This is a genomic window from Streptomyces thermovulgaris (assembly GCF_002155915.1).
In the GTDB taxonomy this organism is placed as follows: domain Bacteria; phylum Actinomycetota; class Actinomycetes; order Streptomycetales; family Streptomycetaceae; genus Streptomyces; species Streptomyces thermovulgaris.
Genome location: NZ_MUME01000274.1, coordinates 1 through 4,943, shown reverse-complemented (window position 1 = coordinate 4,943; position 4,943 = coordinate 1). Strand labels below are relative to the sequence as shown.

Sequence of the window (4,943 nt, the reverse complement as noted above, 5' to 3'; positions counted from 1 at the left end):
GTCATCTGCGCCGCCGCCGGCGTGACCGTTCCTGGTGAGGTACGCGGCGAGGCCGGCGGCGGCGCGGATGACGACGGAGCGGTTCATGCGCATCGGGCCGGCGCCGAGTTCGCCGCGCAGGCCGGCGGTGCCGAACCGGAGGGTGCCGGAGAAGCGGGCGGCGAGTTCCTCGGTGTCCTCGGCGTCGATGAGGCGGGCGAGTTCGGCGCGGGTGTCCGGGTCGGGGTCCTCGGCGAGCCACGCCTTGGCCCTTGCCATGAGGTCGTCGTGCACGTTTCCGTCAGCCTCTCGTGTCGTGGTGCGGGTGCCTTGGACGGTGCCGGCCGGAGCCCGCGGATGCGTGGGCGGGTCGGGACCGTGGGGGGCGTCCGGTCCGCCGCGCGCGGGCGGACCGCCCCGGGCCGCGCCGGCCGGGCCGGGCGGGGATCAAGGGAACGGTCGAACGGTCGAGGAACAAAGGAACAAGGGGCCGTGGGGGTACGGCGGGCCGCCGACGCACCCCCACGGCCCCCGCCGTCCCGCCGTCGTGGCGGACGTCGTCGTGTGCCCCGGTGGACGGGTGTCCTTCGCCCCCCGCGGACGGGGCCTCGCGGACGGAGTCCCTACAGACGGTCCAGTACCTGGGCCAGGAGGGAGCCCATGCGGGCGGCGCTGTCCCGGCCCGCCTGGAGGACCTCCTCGTGGTTGAGGGGTTCACCGGTCATGCCGGCGGCGAGGTTGGTGACCAGGGAGATGCCGAGGACCTCGGCACCCGCCTCACGGGCGGCGATGGCCTCCAGGACCGTGGACATGCCGACCAGGTCCGCGCCGATGGTGCGGGCCATGCGGATCTCGGCCGGCGTCTCGTAGTGCGGGCCGGGGAACTGGGCGTAGACGCCCTCCTCGAGGGTGGGGTCGACCTCCTTGCACAGGGCGCGCAGACGAGGGGAGTAGAGGTCGGTGAGGTCGACGAAGTTGGCGCCGACGATCGGCGAGACGGCGGTCAGATTGATGTGGTCGCTGATCAGCACGGGCTGACCGGGGCGCATGCCCTCGCGCAGACCGCCGCAGCCGTTGGTGAGCACGATCGTCTTGCATCCGGCCGAGACGGCGGTGCGCACGCCGTGGGCCACGGCGGCCACGCCCCGGCCCTCGTAGTAGTGGGTACGGCCGAGGAAGACCAGGGCGCGCTTGTTCCCGATGGCGTACGAGCGGATCCTGCCGCCGTGGCCCTCCACCGCCGGGGGCGGGAATCCGGGCAGTTCGGTGACCTGGAGCTCGACGTCGGGGGTCCCCAGGGCGTCGACGGCCGGGGCCCAGCCGGAGCCCATCACGAGGGCGACGTCGTGGGTCTCGACACCGGTGAGTTCCCGCAGGCGCGAGGCGGCGGCGTCGGCGGCGGCGTAGGGGTCGCCCTGGAGGTCGTCCGGAAGTAGAGATGCGTTCACGTTGTCGAGAGTAGCCGGTCTTTGCCTACGCGCGTAGATGCTGAAGGGCGTGGGAGGACGATCGTTGTCTTGTCGTTTCCGACAGGAGACGGACGAGAGAAACGGGCGCGGGGTGAGCGAGAGGGAGAGACGGAGAGGACAGAGAGGAGAGAGAGGGGAAGAGAGAGGGGAAGAGAGAGGAGAGGCGGGGCGAGGAGCCCCGGGAGCCGGTCTCCGGGGCGGCGGGCGGTGCCGCCGCGGCGGACGACCGGTCAGCACGGTCTCTTGCGCAGCTCCATCACATAGTCGTGGGGCGCTCCCGCCGATTCCGCCGCATCGGCGATCTCTCCGAGGTAGCGGGCGGAGGGGAGGCCGCCCTCGTAGGCGTTGAGGACATAGGCCCAGGCGGGCTCCTCGCCGTCCAGGGTGTGCACGCGGACGCGGGTGCGCCGGTAGAGGCCCAGCCCCACGCCCACCCAGCGGTCGAGGGACTCCTCGTCCATCGGGGCGATGTCGTACAGCGCGACGAAGACCTGGGAGAGCGGGTCCTCGACGAGCGTCGCCAGGGCGCCCTCCCACCCCAGGTGCTCACCGCCGAAGGTCAGCCGCCAGCCGTTCAGCCACCCCGTGGCACGCAGCGGCGAGTGCGGGGCGCGGCGGGACATCAGCCGCGCGTCGAGATTGCCGGCGTACGCGGCGTAGAGCGACATGGGTCGAGCGTACGGCAGCCGCGCACTCGCCTCACCGATCTCGGGAACAACGGTGAACGGTCCGGTCGCGCCCCGGGGCGGTGACACTTCGAACAGTGCGAGACAATGGAGGACGTGACTCGGATCGTGATCATCGGTGGTGGACCCGGCGGATACGAGGCGGCGCTGGTGGCGGCGCAACTCGGTGCGGAGGTGACCGTCGTCGACTGCGACGGTCTGGGCGGAGCGTCGGTGCTGACCGACTGTGTGCCGTCGAAGACGCTCATCGCCACGGCGGAGGTGATGACCACCTTCGACTCGTCGTACCGGGAGCTGGGAATCGTCGTCGCCGACGACACTCCTCCGATGGAGCAGCCCGCCCGGGTGGTGGGGGTCGACCTGGCGAAGGTCAACCGCCGTGTCAAACGGCTGGCCCTGGCCCAGTCCCACGACATCACCGCGGCCGTGACACGCGCCGGCGCCCGGGTGGTGCGCGGACGCGGACGGCTGGAGGGCACGCAGGCGCTCGACGGATCGCGGAAGGTCGTCGTCACGATGCCGGACGGCGGCGAGGAGACCCTCGTCGCGGACGCGGTGCTCATCGCGACCGGCGGGCACCCGCGCGAGCTGCCCGACGCCCGGCCGGACGGGGAGCGCATTCTGAACTGGACTCAGGTCTACGACCTCACCGAGCTTCCCGAGGAGCTCATCGTGGTGGGGTCCGGTGTGACCGGCGCGGAGTTCGCCGGTGCCTACCAGGCGCTCGGCTCGAAGGTCACGCTGGTGTCCTCCCGGGACCGCGTGCTGCCCGGCGAGGACCCGGACGCGGCGGCCGTGCTGGAGGACGTCTTCCGGCGTCGCGGCATGAACGTCATGGCGCGCTCGCGGGCCGCCTCGGCCAAACGGGTCGGGGACCGGGTGGAGGTGACGCTGTCCGACGGGCGTGTCATCACCGGCACGCACTGTCTGATGGCGGTCGGCGCCGTTCCGAACACCACGGGGCTCGGCCTGGAGGAGGCCGGTGTCAAGCTGCGCGAGTCCGGTCACATCTGGACCGACAAGGTGTCGCGGACCACGGCCCCGGGCGTGTACGCGGCCGGTGACGTGACCGGTGTCCTCGCGCTCGCGTCGGTGGCGGCGATGCAGGGACGTATCGCCATGTACCACTTCCTGGGCAGCGCGGTGGCCCCGCTGAACCTCAAGACGGTCTCGGCCAACGTCTTCACCGACCCCGAGATCGCCACCGTCGGCTACAGCCAGGCCGACGTGGACGCCGGCAAGATCGACGCCCGCTGCGTCAAGCTTCCGCTGCTGCGCAACCCGCGCGCCAAGATGCAGGGCATCCGGGACGGCTTCGTCAAGATCTTCTGCCGTCCGGGCACGGGCATCGTGGTCGGCGGTGTGGTCGTGGCGCCGCGCGCCTCGGAACTCATCCATCCCATCTCGATCGCCGTCGACAACAATCTGACGGTGGAACAGGTCGCGAACGCCTTCACCGTCTACCCCTCCCTGTCGGGCTCGATCGCCGAGGTGGCCCGGCAGTTGCACACGCGCAAGACGTCGGGCGGCTGAGGGGCCCGGGACGAGGCCCCGGACGGCCGGAGCCCGAGGTGCGGGGCGGTGTCCTATACCACTTTGTGCCCCGCTGTGCGAACAACTTCTGTTATTCGGCGCAAACCGCTGAAAGCAGACGGTCGTCGGCGTTACTGTCAGTTTCGTGTTCGCTGCTGAACGTCGCCAACTGATCCTCGAAATGGTGCGAGCGAACGGTGCCGTGTCGCTCCGTGAGCTCGCCCGCGTCGTCCAGACCTCCGAAGTGACCGTACGGCGGGACGTGCGGGCACTGGAGGCCGAAGGACTGCTCGACCGCCGGCACGGCGGTGCGGTGCTCCCGGGCGGATTCACCCGGGAGGCCGGCTTCCCGCAGAAGTCGCACCTCGCGACCGCGGAGAAGACGGCCATCGCCGATCTCGCCGCGGGACTCGTCGAAGAGGGCGAGGCGATCGTCGTCGGAGCGGGGACGACCACGCAGGAGCTGGCACGACGGCTCGCCCGGGTGCCCGGCCTGACCGTCGTCACCAACTCCCTTCTGGTCGCCCAGGCGCTGGCCCACGCCAACCGGGTGGAGGTCGTGATGACCGGCGGCACGCTGCGCGGCTCCAACTACGCGCTCGTCGGCTCCGGAGCCGAGCAGTCGCTGCACGGCCTGAGGGTGTCCAAGGCCTTCCTCTCCGGAAGCGGTCTGACCGCCGAGCGGGGGCTGTCCACCTCCAACATGCTGTCGGCGTCCGTCGACCGGGCCCTCGTCCAGGCAGCCGCGGAGGTCGTGGTCCTCGCCGACCACACCAAGCTCGGTACGGACACGATGTTCCAGACCGTGCCGACCGAGCTCATCACCCGCCTGGTGACGGACGATCCCCCGGCCCACGACGACCGCGCGGCCACCGAGCTCCAGGCCCTGGCCGACCAGGGCGTCCAGATCTCCGTGGCGGGCGGGGCCGGGACCTCGGCGGCCGACAAGTCCCCGGCACGCGGCGACCGCCGCCGGGACGTCTCCCTCCCGGGACCGCGCCGCAACCAGCTCCCGGGCACGAATCTCCGCCCGACGTCCCTGGGCGGCGACCAGGCCGGAGGGACGGAACGGCCGGCGGCCAGAGTGGCGGATCTGCGCAGGCGGTGAGGAGCCGGCGAAGGGCCCCGGAGCAGGGGGCCCGCCCGCGGGGACGGCGGGTCATCACCTGAACCGCTCGGCCTGCGCAGCACCATGACACGGCGCCCGGCGCACCGCGGACGCGGTGCGCCGGGCGCCGTGATGTCCGAGAGGTCCGCCCGGCAGCCGGCGGATCCC

Annotated in this window: 4 protein-coding genes and 1 pseudogene; 2 read left to right on the top strand and 3 right to left on the bottom strand. The window is 72.0% G+C overall.

Features of this window, described 5'->3' with window-relative positions; translation table 11 throughout:
- The 3 genes and pseudogenes from CCN35_RS20620 to CCN35_RS20610 form a co-directional block, all read right to left on the bottom strand.
- Positions 1-273 (bottom strand): annotated as a pseudogene (locus CCN35_RS20620) (phospho-sugar mutase); the annotation flags it as partial.
- Positions 274-602: 329 nt separating this feature from the next.
- Positions 603-1,427: a purine-nucleoside phosphorylase gene (locus tag CCN35_RS20615; RefSeq protein WP_067394343.1), complete on the bottom strand. Its 825-nt coding sequence runs from the start codon at positions 1,425-1,427 to the stop codon at positions 603-605.
- Between the two features lie 251 nt (positions 1,428-1,678).
- Positions 1,679-2,116, bottom strand: coding sequence for a gamma-glutamylcyclotransferase family protein (locus CCN35_RS20610; RefSeq protein WP_067394341.1), 438 nt, complete (start codon positions 2,114-2,116; stop codon positions 1,679-1,681).
- Positions 2,117-2,221: 105 nt separating this feature from the next.
- Here CCN35_RS20610 and CCN35_RS20605 point away from each other — a divergent pair, with 105 nt between their 5' ends.
- The gene (locus CCN35_RS20605) at positions 2,222-3,667 is read left to right on the top strand and encodes an NAD(P)H-quinone dehydrogenase (protein WP_067394339.1); all 1,446 of its coding nucleotides are present in this window, start codon (positions 2,222-2,224) and stop codon (positions 3,665-3,667) included.
- A gap of 145 nt (positions 3,668-3,812) precedes the next feature.
- On the top strand, positions 3,813-4,775 hold the full coding sequence (locus CCN35_RS20600) for a DeoR/GlpR family DNA-binding transcription regulator (protein WP_086793870.1): 963 nt from the start codon (positions 3,813-3,815) through the stop codon (positions 4,773-4,775).
- Positions 4,776-4,943 lie beyond the last annotated feature (168 nt).

Coding starts and splice junctions, on each gene's coding strand:
- CCN35_RS20610 (WP_067394341.1), bottom strand. CDS start 2,116: ATGTCGCTCTACGCCGCGTACGCCGGCAATCTCGACGCGCGGCTGATG.
- CCN35_RS20605 (WP_067394339.1), top strand. CDS start 2,222: ATGGAGGACGTGACTCGGATCGTGATCATCGGTGGTGGACCCGGCGGA.